The following is an 18,500-nucleotide window of genomic DNA, read 5'->3' as shown; positions in this document are numbered from 1 at the left end:
TTGATAATAAAAAAAATTGTGCTTTATTTTGAAAAAAATTGTAAATGATGGAGAAAAAGTCACCTCACATTTTGAATGCTTCAAGCAATCTTTTAGGGTTTTCGCTGATTATTATTACCTCATTGAAAATCTCTAAGATCAGTCAGAGTACGTATTTGGATGAATTTGCAGGATTTGCCTGTATTCTTTTTGCCTGCAGCTGCTTCTTTTCTTTTCTGGCGATCAGAACAAGAAATACAAAGCGGGAATACACGTTTGAGAATATTGCGGATTATTTATTTTTAATCGCTTTATTTTGTATAGTTCTAGCTGTTATTATTGTAACCCTAAAAATTATTTAATTTAAAATTTTCGCTCAATTACATAATCCAGCATAATATGTAACGACTTTCTTGCTTCAGAATCCGGAAATTCATTCAGAATGTTTTTCGCTTTCTGCTGGAAATCTTTCATGACCGTAATGGCATATTCCAACCCACCAGAGCTTTTAACAAATTCTATAAGCTCTTTTACACGTTTGGGATTGTTATTATAACGTTTTATGGTATCGAAATAGTACTTTCTATCCTTTTCGCTGGCTGCCTTCAGGGTATGAATTAAAGGCAGCGTCATTTTCTGTTCTTTAATATCAATTCCTACCGGCTTACCAATCACGTTTGAACTTAAATAATCAAAAAGATCATCTTTGATCTGGAATGCCATTCCTGTAAAGGTTCCGAAATCCATCATCTTTTTGGCAAGGGCTTCGTCTGCATTATTGGAAAGAACACCTATTTCACAGCATGCTGCAATCAGAGTCGCTGTTTTCTGGCGGATAATTTCATAATACACATCTTCAGTGATATCCAGCTTTCTGGCCTTTTCCAGCTGAAGAAGTTCTCCTTCGGACATTTCACGGATCGTTCTGGAAATTACTCCAAGCAGATCATAATCTTTATGGTCTGTAGAAAGTAAAACTGACTTTGACAAAAGGTAATCCCCTACCAAAACCGCAATTTTATTTTTCCACAGTGCATTGATTGAAAAGAAATTACGACGTTTAAAGCTTTCATCCACCACATCATCATGTACCAGAGTGGCGGTGTGGATCAGCTCAATCATAGAAGCACCACGATAGGTTTTTTCCGTCACTTCACCCACCAGTTTGGCACAAAGAAACACAAACATAGGACGCATCTGTTTTCCTTTGGTGGTAACAATAAAACGGGTTACTTTATCTAATAAAGCTACTTTACTCTGCATTGATTCATAAAACTTCTGTTCAAAAAGTTTCATTTCATCATTGATCGGTCGTTTAATCTCTTCTACTGTATTTGCCACAATCTGCGAATGCTGGGTGAATAATTATTAATTCTCACAAAGATAATTTTTTTCGCTCAATTTTAAGATAAAATTAATCTTTGAGTTGATCTTTCGGAATAAAATAAAAAGAGGGTTTTGTAGTTCCCAACGGAGATCTGAACTTTTCTCCGGAGATATACATTCCTGTTTCATCTACACTTATTCCTTCAATCTGTGACAGGGAAAGTGCTGTTCCAAGGTAATAATGTTTGGGTTTTTCTTTAAAAAATATCCCGGGCTCCGTCTCTGTAAAGATATCTAAAAAGACTTCTGTTTTCTTGGTATAGCCTATTAAATAAAGCTTTTTATCAAAATAAGAGGCATCTGTAACCACAAAACCTGTAGTATAGGCTTCTATTTTTTCTGCCTTTTGCAGTTCTGAAATTTCAGGATCTACGATATAGTGTGAGGTTGCTTTTGAAGCCCATTCTTTGGTAAATACATGCAGCTTTCCATTTAGATAGATCATGGCCTCTGCATCGAAGTCATTTCTTGTATTTTTAGAGGTAAAATCAGTCTGTTCCGGATAATAAAAAAGAATTCTTGTTCCATCCAAAGCTCTTTCTGAACCGGGAATTTTAATGGTATTAGCTGTATCAATACGTCCGTAAGGAACTTTATAGATCATCAGATCTTTCCTGGTTCCTGCATTATTTCCGAAATCTCCGATATAAAAATTTCTCCCATCATTGGCCAAAGCCTCCCAGTCCGTATTGATTACATTGGTTTTCAGTGTTCTGATAATTTCGCCACTTTTTTTATCAATTTCAAAAACTTCAGCAGCATTTCCACTATCATTGAATGTGTACAGCTTTCCATTTAAAATATTCAGTCCTGAGGTTTCCTCAATTTTATCATCAAGATAACCTACTCTGTATTTTTTTATTTTCAGAAAGTCGGTCCGCTGTGAAAATGCAGACTGGAAGATAAAAAGAGTAACAATCAGAAGAAATTTTTTCATAGGACAAAAATAGGGTTTTATTGTGAGCTAGTGAATTGGAGAGCTAGAGGGTTTGAGAGTGAGTATGGGTATGAGAGATTTCGGGATGTGATTTTGAGATTTTGAGGATGAAATGGTTCATTTACAAATTACTTGGCTCTTTTACCTTTTATCTGTTACTTTCAACTTTTGCCATCATCTTCCTAAAATAGAAAAGCGGACTAAAATAGCCCGCTTTTCCCTTAGATTTCTATTGATTTTAAATCAAAAGTTAAGCAGATTTCTGCTCTTTCTGATTTAGCTGTTGTTCTTTCTTTTTAGCCTGTTTTGCAAAATACTCTTTCTGGTATTGCTTTACTGTTTTTCCGGTTCCGTCATGTCTCCATCCCGGTGAATTGAAAATATAATTAATTCTGTCCGTGAATTTTAATCCCGGCTGCTTCAGATCTTTCCAGATTTTTCTCCATTCATAAAAAAGAACCGTATCCGGTCTGTTATCGGGCATTTTAGGATAGATTCCGTATTTTACAGGAATATTGGGATCTTCTTTCTGAAAGGTTCCGAATATTTTATCCCAAATAATCAGACACATCCCCATATTTTTATCCAGGTATTTTACATTGCATGCATGATGTACACGATGGTGAGAAGGAGTCACCAGGATATATTCTAAAAATCCCATTTTCTTCACGGTCTGCGTATGCACCCACGTCCCGTACACCTGCCCGATAGCGTATGCTACCATAATATGCCATGGATTAAATCCTAAAAATGCGAGCGGTGAAAAATACAAATATCTGTAAAGCGGCTGTAGTACAGGGCTTCTGAATCCTGTGGTAAGGTTAAAATATTCTGAACTGTGGTGCGTGATATGAACTGCCCAGAATGCTCTGGAACGGTGATCCACATAATGCAGCACATAATAGGCAAAATCTGTGATGATAAAGCATGCCAGCAGATACCATATACTAAGATCCCATGAAAGAAGTCTGTGATTGTAAAAGAAAAACATTACGCCCATGGCAAATGCCTTCATGATAAGGTCAAGACCAAAATTCATCAATGCCAGATAAACATTGGTAGCCAGATCTTTTCCACTATAGAGCTTAGCTTCTGAAACGTGACTGTAAATCATTTCAGCTAAAATAACAGTAGCATGCAATGGAATAGACCAAGCATACACATTTTCCAGCCCATCCTCGCTCATTAAAAAATCCATCATCACAAAATAATTTGTGCAAAGGTAGGGTTTTAGCCCATGTTTTAAGAAAACCTTAGGCTTTTTTTAAGGAAATTTTAATCTGTTGTTTTGTTGGCCAACTGTCCGCAAGCCGCATCAATATCACCTCCACGGCTTCTTCTGACCATCACAGTAACCCCTGCATTTTCAAGCTGTCGGATATAATTTTCTTCTGCCTGTTTGTTGCACTGATCATATTTTCCGTCCCCAATCGGGTTGTATTGAATAAGGTTTACTTTTGAAGGAACCTGTTTGCAATATTTGATTAAAGCTTTGATATCTTCATCCCCATCATTGATTCCTTTCCAGACACAGTATTCAAAAGTAATGACAGAACCTGTCTTTTGATACCAGTACTGAAGCGCCTCCATAATATCCGTTAACGGGAATTTATCAGAGAAAGGCATGATCTCATTACGCTTTGATTCAATAGCAGAGTGAAGAGATAAAGCAAGCTTCACACGCAATTCATCATCTGCAAGCATTTTGATCATTTTAGGTATACCGGATGTAGAAACGGTAATTCTTCTTGGAGACATTCCCAATCCTTCCGGCTGGGTAATTTTTTTGATGGCTTCCACTACGTTTTTGTAATTCATCATCGGCTCTCCCATACCCATAAATACGATATTGGAAAGTGGTCTGTCGAAATACATTCTGCTCTGGCTGTCAATCAGGGCTACCTGATCTACAATCTCAGCTACTTCAAGGTTTCTCATTCTTTTCAGTCTTGCTGTAGCGCAAAATTCACAGTTTAATGAGCATCCTACCTGAGAAGATACACAGGCCGTTGTTCTTGTTTCTGTAGGAATAAGAACAGATTCCACCATCAGCCCATCATGAAGTTTCACTCCGTTTTTGATGGTTCCGTCAGAGCTTTTTTGAAGAAGGTCTACGGAAACAGGATTAATGGTATATTCTTCCGAAATTCTCTCACGCAGTGATTTGGAAAGATTCGTCATTTCGTCAATCGAATGGAGGTTTTTACTCCATAACCAGTCATAGACCTGTTTCGCACGAAACGGTTTCTCTCCTAAAGATACGAAATAGTCTTTAAGCTGGTCTAATGATAATATACGGATATCTTTCATAATATTAAAGAGCCAAGTTAAAAGTAAAAGGTTTAAAGTTTAGTATTGTTAACTATTGCAGCCAAAATGTTTTTCAATTCGTTACTTTCATTCAATAAAGCTTTAAATTCCTCAGAATCATAACCATCCAGTTCTTCTAAAACCCGAAGCCAGAAATGACTTTCTCTAGCTTCTCTTAAAGCAATTTTTACTTTATTTTTAAAATCTGCTTTAGAAGATCCTGCCTGGGATTCTTCATAATTAGCGCCTATTGAAGTAGCTGATTTTCCGAGCTGGAATCTTATTAATTTACTTTCAGAATCATTGGGGAGCGTTCTTAAAAACTTAAGACACTTCACTCCAAATGTAAAAGTTCTGATAAGTAAATCATTTTGTCTCATTTCTACTTGTATTACCTTTAACTTGGCTCTTTTTACTTTTTTTAAAGAATTAACATTGCATCACCGTAAGAATAGAATTTATACTTTTCTTTTACGGCTTCTTCATAAGCATGCATGATGAAATCTCTTCCTGCAAATGCAGCAATCATCATAATCAAAGTAGACTTCGGTGTGTGGAAGTTGGTGATCATTGAGTTCGCAACTCCGAAATCGTGAGGTGGATAAATGAATTTATTAGTCCATCCGTTGAAAGCAGAGATTTTTTTGTTTGAAGAAACAGAAGTTTCCAATGCTCTCATAGTAGTAGTACCTACTGCACAAACTCTTCTGTGAGTTTCTACTGCTTTGTTGATAATCGCAGCATTTTTCTCATCAATGATGATCTCTTCAGACTCCATTTTGTGCTTAGAAAGATCTTCTACCTCAATTGGGTTGAATGTTCCTAATCCTACGTGAAGGGTAACTTCAGCAAAATTGATTCCTTTGATCTCTAATCTCTTCATCAAATGTTTAGAGAAGTGAAGACCAGCTGTAGGTGCAGCCACCGCTCCTTCTACTTTAGCATAGATCGTCTGATATCTTTCTGCATCTTCCGGCTCTACTGCTCTTTTGATATATTTTGGAAGCGGAGTTTCTCCCAATTCTTTTAGTTTCGTTCTGAATTCGTCGTAAGAACCGTCGAATAAGAATCTTAATGTTCTTCCTCTCGAAGTAGTGTTATCAATAACTTCAGCTACCAAAGACTCATCTTCTGTGAAGAATAATTTGTTACCAATTCTGATTTTTCTTGCAGGATCTACCAAAACGTCCCAAACTCTGGTTTCTTTATCAAGTTCTCTTAATAAGAAAACTTCAATTTTAGCACCTGTTTTTTCTTTATTTCCGTAAAGACGTGCAGGGAAAACTTTAGTATTGTTGAAGATGAACAAATCTTCTTCATCAAAATAATCCACTACATCTTTGAATAATTTGTGCTCGATAGTTTGTGTTTTTCTATCAAGTACCATTAATCTAGCTTCGTCTCTGTGCTCTGATGGGTGTTCTGCTAATAATTCCGCAGGAAGATCAAAATTAAAATCTGATGTTTTCATTTTTTAAATTACGGTTTAAAAATTATTGAAATTACAAGGTGTAATTTTCGGAGTGCAAATATACGACATTGAATACCCCTTTGTCAAGTATTATTTACAATCAAATATAAAACCGTGATTTTACGGGGTTTTTAAAGGCTTAAAAATAGTATTTTTGAGAAAATTAAAATTCAATATGGAATCTGTAAGTAAAATATACTTCATTGATAATCCGTATCCTAATGGTCATAAAATTGAAACATTCAGCTGGAGCGGAAGGATTGATGAGTATGGATCTATCTGGTTTGATTTTCATCTAAAAACTGAAAATTATTATGCCGATGATGAGGAAAACAGTGAGGAAGAAAATGAAGATTTGTCTGACTGGGACTCCAAAATAGTGTGGGGAAATTATCACGCCTGCATATTATCGTCAAATTATTGGGGTGAAGAGAAAGGAATCAGAATTGATAAACCCGGTGAAAAACTGGATTTCGATACTGTCATTAAAAATGATCTTTTCAGCAATGATTTGCCGTCTGAAAAACATTTTGATGACGACAATCTTGCCTTCAATATTTATCTGCTGGGACATGACAGCTGTGCAGGTCATCACATCCGGTTCTTAAAAACAGGTGACCATCAATATGATATCACATGGACAGGTAAAATAGCATTGACCTATGCGGGTGATGAGGAGTTTTCCCATGATTTCAAAGCACAAATCTTCAATGCTGAGTTCGAAGGTTTTCATTATCCCAAAACATGGTCATTAGAAAAAGCGGCAGAAATATTTAATGCCAAACTTGCCCGTTTTGAAGACTATGAATTTGTAGATCTGAATCCTAAAAGTAACAAACGGGAGTATAAACTCGACAAACCAAGATAATAACATAGTAAAAACAACACATTAAAAATATTATAATGAGTAAATATTCAATAGAAGCATTTATCAACGAGACAAAAGAGAATCCGCAGCAAAGAGATTATTTTGAACTGGAAACAAAACACCTTCTTGAAATCAACCTTAATAATCAGGCGGTATGGACAAAAAAAGGAAGTATGGTAAGTTATGTAGGTAATATCAATTTTGAAAGACAGGGAATGCTGGCTGGAGGAATTGGAAATCTTTTGAAAAAAGCAATCAGTGGTGAAGGAAGCAAACTTATGAAAGCAGAAGGAACCGGAAAATTATATGTAGCCGATTCCGGAAAGAAAGTCCGTATTCTTTATCTGAATAATGAATCAGTTTGTGTAAACGGAAATGACGTTCTTGCCCACGAACAAAGCGTAAAAAGTGATATCACCATGCTGAAAAGCATTGCAGGAATGATGTCCGGAGGTCTTTTCCAGGTAAAGCTTTCAGGTACAGGACATATTGCCATTACCACTCATGGAGATCCGCTTACTTTATTGGTAACTCCCGATACCCCAGTCTTCACTGATCCTAATGCCACTGTTGCATGGTCCGGAAATCTAAGCCCGGAACTGAAAACCAACGTTTCTCTCAAAAGTCTTATTGGCAGAGGAAGCGGAGAAGAATTCCAGATGAAATTTTCAGGACACGGATGGGTACTGATTCAGCCTTATGAAGAGGTATACTACATGGAAAAATAAAACAGACAATCCTTAGAAGTGATTTAGAATTTTCGTAGTCATTAAAATTACAGCTCATGAATACTCTTATAAAGCTATTTTTCGTGATGATTATATTTCCTAATATAATGATTGCCCAAAAAGCAAAGAAAAATTACGAATACCATATAGATCTGCTTCACCTGTCTAATGATGAAGTCCGGGTTTCATTTTCACCTCCAAAGAATAATCTTAAACAAGGTAAGTTTATTATTCCCAAATTGGTTCCCGGATTTTACCAGGCTATGAATTTCGGACAGTATGTTTCTGATTTCACGGCCACCGATAAAAACGGAAAAAAAATCTTAACCGAGCGTTTGGATAAAAACAGCTGGATGGTTCATGATCTTAAGAATGTAAAGAAAATATCATATCAGGTAGCTGATGGATGGGATTCTTTGGAAAAGAATAAGCAGGAAGCAAAGTCTCCGGGAACGATGTTTAAAAAAGACAGTGTCTTTGTCATCAATTATAATTCTTTGGTGGGATATTTTGAAGAAATGAAAGGTAATCCCTACCAGATTAAGGTTACAAAAAACAAGGGTTTCTATGCTTCTTCTGCTTTGAATTATCAACAGAAAAATAAAAACACCGATATAGTTTGGGCTAAAGATTACCGCCAATTGGTAGATTCCCCTGTTTTATACTGCGTTCCCGATACTACATGGATCAAAATAGGCCATACCGAAGTACTCGTATCATTTTATAACGATAAAGAGCGCCATTATTCAAAAATAATAGCCCGTGAAATAGAGAATATTTTGAAAAATCAGCAAGCCTATCTGGGTGGAACATTACCCGTCAATAAATACGCTTTTCTGATCTATTATGAATCTTCAAATGAAAATGGATATTTGGGAGACGGACTGGAGCATTCTCATTCTACCCTGTGCCTGTACCGTGCCGGAAGTATGAAATTCCTTCCCCATGCTTTAAACAGAGTGGCCTCTCATGAGTTTTTTCATATCGTTACTCCTCTCAATATTCATTCAGAAGAAATTCAGCATTATGACTTTCTGAACCCTGTCATGTCTAAACATTTATGGCTATATGAAGGGATGACAGAATATGCGACCATACACATGCCTATCAAACAAAAAATGATCAGCCTGGAAGATTTTGAAAAAAGTCTGGAAGAAAAAATACAGGGCATGAAGGAGTTTGACAATAAACTGTCCTTTACGGAAATGAGTAAAAACTCTATGGAAAGACAAGACCAGTATATGAATTTCTACCAGAAAGGAGCATTGCTCGGAGCGTGTCTGGATATAAGACTAAGGGAACTTTCTCATGGAAAAATGGGAACTCAGGATCTGATGCAGATGCTTATGAAAAAATATGGTGAAGGTAAATATTTCGATGATAACCATCTTTTTGATGAGATTACCAAAATGACTTATCCTGAAATACGCACTTTCTTCAGAGATTTTGTAGAAGGCACCCAACCCATTCCGTTGAAAGAATATCTGGAAAAAACAGGTTTTAATTATGATGAAGCCACCGGAAAAGTAACCTCTTTCCCCAATCCGGATTCAAAGCAGCTGGCACTAAGAAAAGCCTGGATCAATCAATAGATTTTTAGATAAAATGGCAAAGAGGCAAAAGTTAAATGAAGATACTCTCCTGCTCACAAACCTTTTCATCCCAAAAACTATAAAATTCTTTTCCAAACAATAAATATATAATATCCAGATTCCTACGGAATGACAAAGTGAGCGGATACATAAAGTGCTTAGGTTGTCCATTCCGTAGGAATCTATACTCTTACAATTTCAACGCTCTTACTCTAAAACCTTCTAACTCGCACCCCGCACCCCGTAAGTCATAAACCCTCCCACTTAATATCTCTCACGCCATCGGGATTTACAAAAGTTTTAATATATTTAAGAAAAAAATAGATGGACAATAGCAATTCCCGCAGGAACTTTCTTAAGACAGCAGCTTTAGCAAGCTTTGGGGCACTGGTTTTACCCAATTCTTTATTTGCCTATTCAAATGATTTTAAAACAGATAAAAAAGTCCGTGTCGGGTTTATCGGTGTCGGTCTTCGTGGCCAGGAACATGTAAAATTACTGGCAAAACGTAACGATGTAGAGATTGTAGCCTTTGCAGATCCTGAAAAAAGGATGCTCGCTGCTTCTCAGAAAATCTTAAAAGACAATAATAAACCGGCTGCTCAGGAGTTTTCCAACGGAGAATATGACTATCGAAATCTTTTAAAATTAAAATCAATAGACGCTGTGGTTATTGCGACCCCTTGGGAATGGCATCTTACACAAGGGGTGGAAGCTATGCGCGCTAAAAAAATTGTGGGCATGGAAGTTTCGGGAGCCATAAAACTTCAGGACTGCTGGGAGTTTGTAAAGGTATATGAGGAAACAAAAGTTCCTATCTTCATGATGGAGAATGTATGTTACCGCAGAGATATTATGGCCATTCTGAATATGGTCCGTAAAGGAATGTTTGGGGAATTGGTACATGGAAGAGGCGGCTATCAGCATGATCTGAGAGGTGTTCTTTTCAATGATGGAGTTAATCCATACAATTCCGGTGCTGAATTTGGAGAAAAAGGATTCAGTGAGGCCAAATGGAGAACAGAACATTATGTGAAACGTAACGGAGAACTCTACCCTACCCATGGATTAGGTCCGGTTGCCATGATGATGGATATCAACAGAGGAAACCGTTTAACAAGACTGTCATCATTCTCATCAAAAGCGGTAGGACTTCATAAATATGTTGTTGAACATCCAAAAGGTGGAGAAAACCATCCTAGCGCGAAAGTAAAATTCAATCAGGGAGATGTGGTAACCACACAGATTGCCTGTGCCAACGGAGAAACCATCCTTCTTACGCATGATACAAGTTTACAGAGACCTTATGATCTTGGTTTCAGAGTTCAGGGAACTGAAGGATTGTGGCAGGATTTCGGATGGGGAGATTTCAACCAGGGACATATCTATTTTGAAAAAACAATGAACCATACCCACCGTTGGGACAATACGGAAAAATGGATGAAAGAATATGATCATCCGATGTGGAAGAAGTTTGAAAATGTTGCTGCCGGAGCAGGACATGGCGGAATGGACTTCTTTGTCATGAATACGTTTATTGAATGTATCAAACGAAATATAGAATTCCCGATGGATGTGTATGATCTTGCGTTATGGTATTCAATTACCCCATTGAGTGAAGAGTCTATTGCCAAAGGTGGTCAGGTGGTTGATATTCCTGATTTTACCAATGGAAAATGGAAAACCCGTAAACCTGTATTTGGAATGACCGATGAGTTCTAAGAAAACATTACTCATATTAGCAGGCGGATTAGGCAGCAGATATAAAGGTCTCAAACAGATCGATGGGGTACTCGGTAACGGTTCGCCGATTTTGGAGTACTCTATCTTTGACGCATTGGAAGCTGGTTTCCAGAAGGTAGTCATTATCGTCAACAAGCTTATTCCTCAAAATTATATGGAAAGACTCAATGCCATCTCAAAGAGTAAAAATTTTGAACTGCATTGGGTATATCAGGAAATAGACAGCATTCCCATTTCATTGGAAGGTTTTGATTATCCTGATCGAGAAAAACCATGGGGAACTGCTCATGCCGTTCTTTGTGCCAAATATTCGATACAGGAGCCTTTCGTGATGATCAATGCAGATGATTTTTACGGAAAAGAAGCTTATCAGCTGGCAGCTCATGAAATTAACCATCATCATATTTCAGATACACAGTTGGGAATGATTGCTTATCCTGTAGGTACTACATTGAGTGGAAACGGAGCTGTAGCCAGAGGAATATGTACGCTGGATTCAGAAAATAATCTGATCAAAGTAGTGGAACAAACATCTATTCAAAGAATAAACAACTCCATCGTTTACATTGAAAACGGAGAAAATATAAAATTGGATCCTGACACCTTAGTATCCATGAACTTTTTTATTTTCCATCCTCACATTTTCTGTTATCTGGAAGCTTATTTCTATGATTTCATCGAATCTGATCCTTTACCGAATCAGGAGTTTTATATTCCTTCTGCAGTACAGAGAATGATGGATGAAAACAGAGTAAAAGTAAAGGTAAAAGCCTCTCCTTCTCAATGGATGGGAGTTACCTACGCTGATGATAAAAAGGAAATTATAAATTTTCTGACTTCAGAGATCAACAACAACAGATACCCGGAAGATTTATGGAGCTAAATGATATTGTTATTGAATTTATCGGTACGGATAATTATGAACTCTCTCCTATCACTGATGGATTGATCAATACAACTTACCTTCTGGAAGATAAGGATCAGGGGAAGAAGTTTATCCTGCAAAAAATTAACAATCATGTCTTCAAACAGCCTGATGTGATCGTCAATAATCATTTAATGGTTAATGAGGTTCTCCGATCAAATAATTATCAGTTTCAAATTATTGAGCCTATCCCTTCTCTTACCCACAAACTTCTGGTAGAGGATACAAATGGCCAGCCATGGCGCATGCTAAGCTTCATAGAAAACAGTGTTACTTTTCTTACCGCTCCGTCTTTGCAAACGGCTTTTGAAGCAGCTAAAACCTTCAGTTATTTCCTTACCGTCGTTAATACTGAACAATTACCCGCCCTTGAAGATGCACTTCCTAACTTCCTCAATTTTGAGAAGAGAGTTGCAGATTATAAAAGCTCACTAAAAAATGCGGCCCCTCATTTAAGAGAAAAAGCAAAGGCTGAAATAGAAATCACCAACCAGCTCCTGCCCTTGCCTGATCAATGGATTGAGATGGAAAAAAACAATCAGATCCCCAAAAGAATCATTCATGCAGATGTAAAAATCAGTAATATTCTCTTTGATCAAAATCACAGCCCATTAGCAGTAATTGATCTGGATACCATGATGATTTCTACTATTTTGTATGATTTTGGAACGATGATCCAGTCCTACACCAATACAACACCTGAAGATGACGGAAGTGCCCAAAACAATTTCAATCCTGAAATGTATGAGGCTGTAAAAAAAGGCTTTTTATTCTATCTAAAGGAAAAACTGACTTCCAAAGAATCTGACAATCTTGATTATGCTGCACAAGTCGCTATTTATATTCAGGAGCTTCGTTTTTTAACCGATTATCTGAATGGAAGTGTTTATTATTCTACGAAATACCCTGAGCATAATTTAGACCGGACTAAAAACCAACTGGAGCTGTTGAAAGGATTGAGAGAATATTTGGGAGTTTGAGAGTCGGAGAGTCAGAAAGTTTGAGGGTTTGAGAGTTTGAGGGTTTGAGAATAATAGAGTAAAAACAGGTTCCTGCGGAATGACAAAGTACGCACGTAGATAAAGCGTTCCGTTTGTCATTCCGTAGGAATCTATGCTCTACAACTCAAACTCTCACACTCTCAAACCCGAACCACAGATCCCGAAACTTACCCTAAAATCCAAGATTCGTCACTGAAAAAATATGTACAATGCTGAGATTCCTACGGAATGGCAAGGTGCATGGATAGATAAAGCGTTCTCTTTGTCATTCCGTAGGAATCTATGCTCTATAACTCAAACTCTCCACTCTCAAACCCTCTAACCCGAACCACGAATCCCGAATCCCGCAACTTATCTTAAAAATCCAAGATTTGTCACCGAAAAAAACACATACAATGCTGAGATTCCTACGGAATGACAAAGTACACACGTAGATAAAGCGTTCCGTTTGTCATTCCGTAGGAATCTATGCTCTATAACTCAAACTCTCCCACTCTCAAACCCTCTAACCCGAATCCCGAACCCCGAATCACTAAACTCATCTCAAAAACTCCAGAATTCTTTTCCATTCTTCCAGTTTCTTTTCAAAGGAAACAGTGTGGAGCGGACTTGTAGAGGGCAATAGAAAGATGGGTCGTTTATAATTTTTCCCAAGCACTTTCTGTAAATTTTTGTAGGATTTTCCTCCATTGCAAAAAATAGCTTTAACATTCGGATGTTCTTCCAACAGCTCAGCAATCTGATTCGCTTCTTCATTTTTGATTTCGGAATCCAGACTTCCTTTTCTCTCACAGGAATCAATGACATCCCAAAGGGCAATATGATGTTTCTTTATCGTTTCAATTCTTTGAGTATAATCATGAGTAAATTCTTCGTTCAGCAATTCAAAAATGATTTTCCAGAATTTGTTTTGAGGATGAGCATAATATTGCTGTTTTTCCAATGATTTCACCCCGGGAATTGATCCTAAAATTAGAATGTCAGACTGAGAATCTATGATGGGTGGAAATGAAGAAATACGGTTTTGCATATTCAAATATAGAGATTTTATTTCGCCAGATTATGCTGATTAAACTATTTCCTATCTATAAATTCAGGTTATTGGAAGCTGGAAGAAGGAGGCTGGAAGTTACTATTAGCCATACATTAATTATTACTATTTAAAAATAGGGAAAAAATTGTTGTTTACAACCTCAACAGCTTCCCTCTTCAAGCTCCCAGCTCCCAGCTTCCAACCTAATTACAATAGAAAATTCTTATCTTAAACTCAGGTTGTTTAGACTTTGGCTAAAGCCGTCGGAATTTTTAATCATAAAAAAAACGGGCTTCCTTCGTCTACGCTCAGGATAATAGCCCGCTATTATTTATTGATATTTTATATTATTGATCTTACAAAGTTTCCTTCAGCCAATCAAAGAATTCTCTCTGCCATACCAATCCGTTTTGTGGATGAAGTACCCAGTGGTTTTCATTCGGGAAGTAAACCAGTTTAGATTTTAATCCTCTTAATTTTGCTGCCTGGAAAGCTTCCTGACCCTGCTCGTAAGGAACACGGAAATCAATTCCTCCCTGAACGATCATGATGGGCTTATTCCATTTTTCTACAAAATTACTTGGGTTGAATTCCGTATACGCTTTTGGAAGCGGTTTCTCCCATGGAGAACCAAGATCCCAGTTTGCAAACCAAAGTTCTTCCGTAGTCAGATACCATGACTTCATATCAAATAATCCGTCATGAGCGATGAAGGTCTTGAATCTGTTTTCATGGATTCCTGCCAGCATAAATACACTATATCCTCCATAGCTTGCACCTACAGCCGCTACTCTGTCACCGTCTACATAGGGTAAAGTTTTCGCAAAATCTGTTGCTGCCAGATAGTCTCTCATCGGCTGTCCACCCCAATCTTTTGAAATATCTTCATTCCATTTTGTTCCCCATCCTGGCATTCCTCTTCTGTTTGGTGCTACCACGATATAATCATTGGCTGTCATTAAGGCAAAGTTCCATCTTACGCTGAAATATTGCGTCAGTGCAGATTGTGGTCCTCCCTGGCAATACACCAATGTTGGGTATTTTTTATTAGGATCAAAGTTCGGTGGATAGTGGAACCAAACTCCCATTTCCTTTCCGTCCGAGGTTTTCACCATTTTAAGTTCAGATTTCCCTTGAGCCAGCTTAGCATAAGTATCTTTATTAGCTTCAGTCACCTGCTTCATTTCTCCATTTTTAATGTTTACAGAGAACAATTCTGTGGCGTGGTTTACATCTGTTCTTCCTACTAAAAGTGAAGATTTATTATCTGTAAAGATTTCATTAACGTCAAAATCTCCTTTGGTAATCTGCTGTACTTTTGCTGATTTGGAATCCAGTGAGAAAAGTTGTTTTGTTCCTCTGAATGCAGCCGTAAAGTAGATTGTTTTTGAATCTGCTCCCCAAAGTACATCTCCGGAAACACTTTCGTCCCAGCCAGAAGTAAGATTAGTGGTCTTCCCCGACTTCCAGTCCAGGATTTTCACATCATTTTTATCTGCTTCATATCCATCTCTGGCCATACTCTGCCAGATCAAAGATTTTCCATCCGGGCTGAATTTTGGATTAAGATCGTACCCTTTGTTTGATTCTGTAAGGTTTTTGGTGGTACCTGACGCTAAATCGTAAGCAAAGATATCTGTATTGGTACTTGTAGCGTACTCTTTTCCGCTTTTAGGCTTTGTAACATATAAAAGCTGTGCAGAATCCGGGCTCCAGATAAAATCTTCAGCACCTCCAAAAGGTCTCTGAGGAGAATCCCAGGTTTTTCCTTCCAAAAGATCCTTTGCTCCTTCTACTTTATCAGCAGTATTCACTACAAATACATGGTTATATTTTCCTTCATTGAAATAATCCCAGTGTCTGTGGTTCAGATCTGTGTAAACCTGAGCAGTAGTTTTAGGAGTATCACTGAATTTATCTTTCCCCATCACTTTTTCTACCAATACCTGCTTGCTGAAAGCTATTTTCTTCCCGTCCGGAGAAATTACAACGTTATCAGCTTCACCAATCGTATAAAATTCTGTCCAGGTTTTTCCGGCATCTTTAGAAAGATAGATTTTATCACCTTCCTGCGCATAAATTCCATTTTTATCCCATTGAATAAGGGCTTTTTTACCGAAATCAATTTTAGAAGACTGATGATTAAGAACATTCAGAAAATAGTTCTCGTTTTTCGTTTTCTCTGTTTTCAGATCTACCTGCCCTACTTTATAGATAAGGGAACCCTGATCTAGTGAAACTGCCTGTACCCCAACTTTTTTCAAAGTCCAAAGAATTTCAGGCGTCATTACTTGTTGTGCATTCATTAAAAGCGGAGTTGCCAAAGCCAGCAGACTGTACTTAAGTTTCATATGTTGATATTCATTTTTTAACGGATCTATGAAATCGCAGTGATTTCATAATATCCTTTTATTAAATTCAAAGATTGCCAAAGTTAATATTTAAAATAAAAATGGACGAAAGAATTAACATTAAAATTCTTTTTTCATGGGTAAGTTCTTTTCGGGGAAAACACCTAATTTTTAAATATGGGGATTTTCTCTGTTACCCTGCCTATTTCAAATACTGAAATTTACAATATCAGACGTCCGATATAATCAATAACAACCTAATTAAAATTTTACATTATGAGTACACCAGACACAGGCGATTTTAAAGCAACGCGTGTAGACGCAGGCGCTCCCAATCTTTGGCACGTTCATGAAGGCCATTTCAAATATGGATCCATACAGGAAACAAGAGTCAACTTTGCAGGCAGAACCCTGGAACAGATTATGGCAAAAATTGCAGAAAACGAACCAATTAATGCCCCTTACATGAAAACAGACAACCAGGTACGAACTTATGAAGATTGTATAAAATGGATTAAAAAGAACTGTTAAAAAAGAATAGGCTGTCCAAATGGACAGCCTATTTTATAAGATCATGATGTATATTTTAATCTCCATCTGAGAACATTGAGTTCGCCAGAGAGGTTACAATTGACAATAATATACTGAAGATAAATGCCCACCAGAAGCCATCTACAACCATGCTATCTATAAAATAGTCTGCAATCAGGACAATTGCGGCATTGATTACCAAAGCAAAGAACCCTAAGGTAAGAATGGTCAACGGAAGGCCGAACAGACTTAAAATAGGCTTTACAAATATGTTAAGAACCCCAAGCACAATAGCAAAGATAATGGCTGAAGAAAATCCTTCAAAATGTACTCCCGGTAAAATTTTTGTTAAAAGATAAGCTACAATTGCCGTAATAAATAGTCGGATAATTAAGTTCATTGTGATATTTTTTAATGTTTATGGGGGATATGGAGCAAAAGCCATTCCATTTCAAAAAAAAGAATTCCGTGAAACCCTTTATTTAAGGAATATTTTGTCTTTTATTTCCCGTAACGTCTTATTTTATTTTCATCATGGTGACTAATGAGGTCGCTACATGACTTTCTGAGTCCGAACCTTCACTCTGAACATAAATTTCTGTCCTCACAACAACAATTTTACCTCCACCTTTGATAACATAAGATTTTGAAACCAAAGCATCACCCATGGCAGGACGAAGGTAATTCACTTTCAACTCAACAGTCACTACATAACAATCTTCCGGATAATGGCTTACAGCGGCATATCCTGAAGAAACATCAACCAAAGAAGCGATCATCGCTCCGTTAAACATTCCTGCTTTTCTGGTCATCATTTCCATTTTAGGGATCTTCATGGATATAAAATCGGTTTCTACTCCCAGCAGTTCTGCTTTGTAGAATTTCAAGGTTTCCGAACGGTTGAAGCTGTCTGTGATGAGTTTTCTTTTCTCTGGTGTCATTACTTTTGAATTTGAATGTAAAGGTAGAAATTGATTTAAAGATTAAAGAATTTAAAGATTAAAAATTTCCAGTGGCAGGAAGCTTTGAGGGAACTGATATAAACTTATGCTGCTCTTTGATCTCTATATGAATATTTAAATCTTATAGGTATTGAAAACCTGTAACGTTTTTTTTGTGTCGTTTTGTTCAGCAATAATCAAAATTTTTCAGTTCAAAAGGTTAGATTTGCAGGAAAGCTTTATGATGGGTTTAAAAAGGTTTTTACAACTTTTAGGTTTATTGGCAGGATTCTGTTTTCAGGCACAAACATTACATTTGTATGGCGGTGCAGATCAGGATCAGTATCTGGGATGCCTAAACTGTGATAATTTTGATAAAAATTCGATCTGGAATAAGTTCAGCGATTACGGAAATGTCTTCAGTTCAAAATCCATCTGGAATCCGTATGGAAATTATGGGAGTACCTACAGCGTGTATTCTCCATGGAATTCCTATGCTTCTTATCCTCCGGCAATTCTGGATCAGGACGGAAATTTCTTTGGATTTCTTACTTTGAATCCTTATAAATCGGATAGATCAGAACTGGAACTGGCAGTTATTTTATGTAAGCATCATGAAGAGATTAAAAGTGATGTTGGAGGCTGGTATGAGAGGTTGTTCCGGTAACCTATGAATTCTCACTTCGTCTCTTGGAATATTTATA

General features: G+C 37.1%; 19 protein-coding genes. 9 read left to right on the top strand and 10 right to left on the bottom strand.

All coding sequences use genetic code 11. The features are described 5' to 3' along the window. The first annotated feature begins 44 nt into the window (after window positions 1-44). Window positions 45-341, top strand: a complete 297-nt coding sequence (locus ACWPWS_RS00860) for a hypothetical protein (protein WP_245169862.1) — start codon at window positions 45-47, stop codon at window positions 339-341. Window position 342: 1 nt separating this feature from the next. On the opposite strand, the gene ACWPWS_RS00855 is transcribed toward ACWPWS_RS00860, so the two are convergent. The 6 genes from ACWPWS_RS00855 to queA form a co-directional block, all read right to left on the bottom strand. Continuing rightward, a complete protein-coding gene (locus ACWPWS_RS00855) occupies window positions 343-1,320 on the bottom strand; it encodes a polyprenyl synthetase family protein (RefSeq protein ID WP_309512431.1) in 978 nt (325 codons plus the stop codon). 73 nt (window positions 1,321-1,393) lie between these two features. Beyond that, window positions 1,394-2,302 (bottom strand): hypothetical protein, encoded by a 909-nt coding sequence (locus tag ACWPWS_RS00850; RefSeq protein WP_454045163.1) that lies wholly within the window; start codon window positions 2,300-2,302, stop codon window positions 1,394-1,396. A gap of 250 nt (window positions 2,303-2,552) precedes the next feature. Next, on the bottom strand, window positions 2,553-3,503 hold the full coding sequence (locus ACWPWS_RS00845) for a sterol desaturase family protein (RefSeq protein WP_454045162.1): 951 nt from the start codon (window positions 3,501-3,503) through the stop codon (window positions 2,553-2,555). 74 nt (window positions 3,504-3,577) lie between these two features. Then, complete coding sequence (gene rlmN / locus ACWPWS_RS00840) at window positions 3,578-4,612, bottom strand: 23S rRNA (adenine(2503)-C(2))-methyltransferase RlmN (RefSeq protein WP_454045161.1); 1,035 nt, start codon at window positions 4,610-4,612, stop codon at window positions 3,578-3,580. 32 nt (window positions 4,613-4,644) lie between these two features. Continuing rightward, window positions 4,645-4,992, bottom strand: a complete 348-nt coding sequence (locus ACWPWS_RS00835; protein WP_454045160.1) for a four helix bundle protein — start codon at window positions 4,990-4,992, stop codon at window positions 4,645-4,647. A 41-nt stretch (window positions 4,993-5,033) separates the two neighbouring features. Continuing rightward, the gene (gene queA / locus ACWPWS_RS00830) at window positions 5,034-6,083 is read right to left on the bottom strand and encodes a tRNA preQ1(34) S-adenosylmethionine ribosyltransferase-isomerase QueA (RefSeq protein WP_079242405.1); all 1,050 of its coding nucleotides are present in this window, start codon (window positions 6,081-6,083) and stop codon (window positions 5,034-5,036) included. Window positions 6,084-6,237: 154 nt separating this feature from the next. On the opposite strand from queA, the gene ACWPWS_RS00825 reads away from it, so the two are divergent. The 6 genes from ACWPWS_RS00825 to ACWPWS_RS00800 all read left to right on the top strand — a co-directional run bounded on the left by ACWPWS_RS00825 (window position 6,238) and on the right by ACWPWS_RS00800 (window position 12,919). Next, window positions 6,238-6,951, top strand: a complete 714-nt coding sequence (locus ACWPWS_RS00825) for a hypothetical protein (RefSeq protein ID WP_454045159.1) — start codon at window positions 6,238-6,240, stop codon at window positions 6,949-6,951. 35 nt (window positions 6,952-6,986) lie between these two features. Beyond that, a complete protein-coding gene (locus tag ACWPWS_RS00820; protein WP_105680833.1) occupies window positions 6,987-7,679 on the top strand; it encodes an AIM24 family protein in 693 nt (230 codons plus the stop codon). A gap of 56 nt (window positions 7,680-7,735) precedes the next feature. Continuing rightward, window positions 7,736-9,271, top strand: a complete 1,536-nt coding sequence (locus tag ACWPWS_RS00815; protein WP_454045158.1) for a M61 family metallopeptidase — start codon at window positions 7,736-7,738, stop codon at window positions 9,269-9,271. 324 nt (window positions 9,272-9,595) lie between these two features. Next, complete coding sequence (locus tag ACWPWS_RS00810; RefSeq protein ID WP_309512437.1) at window positions 9,596-10,993, top strand: Gfo/Idh/MocA family protein; 1,398 nt, start codon at window positions 9,596-9,598, stop codon at window positions 10,991-10,993. Continuing rightward, window positions 10,983-11,897 (top strand): sugar phosphate nucleotidyltransferase, encoded by a 915-nt coding sequence (locus ACWPWS_RS00805; RefSeq protein ID WP_454045157.1) that lies wholly within the window; start codon window positions 10,983-10,985, stop codon window positions 11,895-11,897. Before ACWPWS_RS00810 ends, ACWPWS_RS00805 begins: the two co-directional genes overlap by 11 nt. Beyond that, window positions 11,888-12,919, top strand: coding sequence for a phosphotransferase enzyme family protein (locus ACWPWS_RS00800; RefSeq protein WP_454045156.1), 1,032 nt, complete (start codon window positions 11,888-11,890; stop codon window positions 12,917-12,919). The genes ACWPWS_RS00805 and ACWPWS_RS00800 overlap by 10 nt, the downstream gene beginning before the upstream one ends. Window positions 12,920-13,478: 559 nt before the next feature. On the opposite strand, the gene ACWPWS_RS00795 is transcribed toward ACWPWS_RS00800, so the two are convergent. Both ACWPWS_RS00795 and ACWPWS_RS00790 read right to left on the bottom strand, forming a co-directional pair. After that, window positions 13,479-13,970: a DNA-deoxyinosine glycosylase gene (locus tag ACWPWS_RS00795; protein ID WP_454045155.1), complete on the bottom strand. Its 492-nt coding sequence runs from the start codon at window positions 13,968-13,970 to the stop codon at window positions 13,479-13,481. Between the two features lie 359 nt (window positions 13,971-14,329). Further along, window positions 14,330-16,324, bottom strand: a complete 1,995-nt coding sequence (locus ACWPWS_RS00790) for a prolyl oligopeptidase family serine peptidase (RefSeq protein ID WP_454045154.1) — start codon at window positions 16,322-16,324, stop codon at window positions 14,330-14,332. Between the two features lie 276 nt (window positions 16,325-16,600). On the opposite strand from ACWPWS_RS00790, the gene ACWPWS_RS00785 reads away from it, so the two are divergent. Further along, a complete protein-coding gene (locus ACWPWS_RS00785) occupies window positions 16,601-16,855 on the top strand; it encodes a hypothetical protein (protein WP_454045153.1) in 255 nt (84 codons plus the stop codon). 55 nt (window positions 16,856-16,910) lie between these two features. On the opposite strand, the gene ACWPWS_RS00780 is transcribed toward ACWPWS_RS00785, so the two are convergent. Next, complete coding sequence (locus tag ACWPWS_RS00780; protein WP_002977776.1) at window positions 16,911-17,255, bottom strand: phage holin family protein; 345 nt, start codon at window positions 17,253-17,255, stop codon at window positions 16,911-16,913. A gap of 118 nt (window positions 17,256-17,373) precedes the next feature. Next, window positions 17,374-17,796, bottom strand: a complete 423-nt coding sequence (locus ACWPWS_RS00775; RefSeq protein WP_454045152.1) for a PaaI family thioesterase — start codon at window positions 17,794-17,796, stop codon at window positions 17,374-17,376. Window positions 17,797-18,037: 241 nt separating this feature from the next. Between ACWPWS_RS00775 and ACWPWS_RS00770 the strand changes: the two genes are divergently transcribed. Continuing rightward, entirely contained in the window at window positions 18,038-18,463 is a 426-nt protein-coding gene (locus ACWPWS_RS00770) for a hypothetical protein (protein WP_454045151.1), read from the top strand. Window positions 18,464-18,500 lie beyond the last annotated feature (37 nt).

It is taken from the genome of Chryseobacterium sp. Marseille-Q8038, assembly GCF_965111995.1.
This window is presented reverse-complemented; position numbering and strand designations above follow the sequence as displayed.